At 75.2% G+C, this 2,400-nt stretch carries 1 protein-coding gene; it reads left to right on the top strand.

The genetic code is table 11. From position 1 onward, the window contains the following. Window positions 1-2,400 (top strand): type I polyketide synthase (locus tag PUR71_RS00585; RefSeq protein ID WP_329924292.1); only part of this gene is annotated, 2,400 nt, incomplete at both ends.

The raw sequence follows: 2,400 nt of genomic DNA, 5'->3' as shown, positions 1-2,400 counted from the left end.
TGGGTGCCGGTGAGGTCTTCCGATGCGCCGGAGTTCGTGGCGGTGGCGTCGCTGGCGGAGGTGCCGGCGGAGGTGCCGCCGGTGGTGGTGGTCCGGTCGGCGGACGGGGACGTGCACGTGGGGACGGCCCGCGTGCTGGAGCTGGTGCAGGGCTGGCTGGCGGAGGAGCGTTTCGCCGGGTCCCGTCTGGTGTTCGTGACGCGCGGCGTGGTGGCGGGTGAGGACCTGCCGGGTGCGGCGGCGTGGGGCCTGGTGCGGTCGGCGATGTCGGAGGAGCCGGGCCGGTTCGGCCTGGTGGATCTGGCGGGTTCGGAGGAGCTGCCGCCCGGGGTCCTGGGCCTGGACGAGCCGCAGCTGCTCGTCCGCGACGGCGAGGTCTTCGCGGCCAGGCTCGTGCGCGCCGAGTCGGTGGGCGGGTCGGCGGGCGAGCCGGTCGTGTGGGCCGGCGAGGGCACGGTCCTGATCACCGGCGGCACGGGCGGCCTGGGCCGGGTCATCGCCCGGCACCTGGTGGCCGAGCACGGCGTGCGTGACCTGCTGCTGGTGAGCCGCCGTGGCGCGGACGCCGAGGGCGTCGACGAGTTGCTGGCGGAGCTGGGCGCGGGGGCCGTCGTCGAGGCCTGTGACGTGTCCGACCCGGCCGCCGTCGCCGACCTGTTCACCCGGCACGAGATCCGCGCGGTCGTCCACACGGCCGGGGTGATCGACGACGGCGTGATCGGCTCCCTGACCGCCGAGCGCGTCTCGGCCGTCCTGCGTCCGAAGGCGGACGCGGCCCGGAACCTGCACGAGGCCACGAAGGACCGCGAGTTGGCGGCCTTCGTCCTGTTCTCCTCCGTCTCGGGCGTCTTCGGCGGCCCCGGCCAGGCCGCCTACGCGGCGGGCAACGCCTACCTCGACGCGCTGGCCGTCCACCGCCGCTCGCTCGGCCTGCCCGCCGTGTCGCAGGCCTGGGGCCCGTGGGCCCGCGACGGCGGCATGACCGGCACGCTCGCCGACGTCGACCTGCACCGGATCGCCCGCTCGGGCATGCCGGAGCTCACCCCGGCCGAGGGCGCCGCCCTGTTCGACGCCTCGCTCGCGGCGGCCGAGCCCGTGATCCTGCCCGTGCGCTTCGACCTCGCCGCGCTGCGGGCCCAGGACTCGGTGCCCGCCCTGCTGCGCGGACTGGTGCGCGGCCGGGTCCGGCGCGCGGTGGTCGCGGGCTCGGCCGCCTCGACGGGCCTGGCGCAGCGGCTGTCCGGCCTGGGCGGCGGCGAGCGGCGGGCGAGCGTCCTGGAGCTGGTGCGCGACGAGATCGCCGTGGTCCTGGGCCACGACGGCGGCTCGGTCGTCGACCCGTCGCGGGCGTTCCAGGACCTCGGCTTCGACTCGCTGACGGCGGTCGAACTGCGCAACCGGCTGCGGTCGGTCACCGGTCTCCAGCTGCCGGCCACGGTGGTGTTCGACTACCCGACGGCGAACGCGCTGGCCGGCTTCGTCCTGGAGGGCCTGTTCGGCGCAGAGGAGGCCGAGGAGCTCCCGGCCGTGCTCCCGGTGCTGTCGGACGACCCGGTGGTCATCGTCGGGATGGCCTGCCGTTACCCGGGCGGCGTCGAGTCGCCCGAGGAGCTGTGGCGGCTGGTGGCCGACGGCGTCGACGCGGTGTCCGACTTCCCGGCCAACCGCGGCTGGGACCTCGACTCGCTCTACAGCGAGGACCGGTCCGTCCCGGGCACGTCCTACACCCGGCGCGGCGCGTTCCTGCACGACGCGGGGGAGTTCGACCCCGAGTTCTTCGGCATGAGCCCGCGCGAGGCGCTGGCGACCGACGCGCAGCAGCGCCTGCTGCTGGAGACGTCGTGGGAGGCGTTCGAGCGGGCCGGCATCGATCCGGTGTCGCTGCGCGGCAGCCGGACCGGCGTCTTCGCGGGCATCATGTACACCGACTACCGCTCGCTGCTCGACGGCGAGGAGTTCGAGGGCTTCCGGGGCAACGGCAGCGCCCCCAGTGTCGCGTCCGGCCGGGTGTCCTACACCTTCGGCTTCGAGGGCCCGGCGGTGACGGTCGACACGGCGTGCTCGTCGTCGCTGGTGGCCATGCACCTGGCGGCGCAGGCCCTGCGCAGCGGTGAGTGCTCGCTTGCGCTGGCGGGTGGCGTGACGGTGATGTCGACCCCGGGGACGTTCGTGGAGTTCTCCCGGCAGGGCGGTCTGTCGGCCGACGGTCGGTGCCGTTCGTTCGCGGACGCGGCGGATGGGGTGGGCTGGGGTGAGGGTGTCGGTCTGGTGGTGCTGGAGCGGTTGTCGGATGCCCGTCGCAACGGGCACCGGGTGCTGGCCGTCCTGCGGGGCTCGGCCGTCAACCAGGACGGGGCGTCGAACGGTCTGACGGCGCCGAACGGTCCGTCGCAGCAGCGG

The organism is Streptomyces sp. SP17BM10 (assembly GCF_036322405.1).
Taxonomy (GTDB): domain Bacteria; phylum Actinomycetota; class Actinomycetes; order Streptomycetales; family Streptomycetaceae; genus Kitasatospora.
This window is presented reverse-complemented; position numbering and strand designations above follow the sequence as displayed.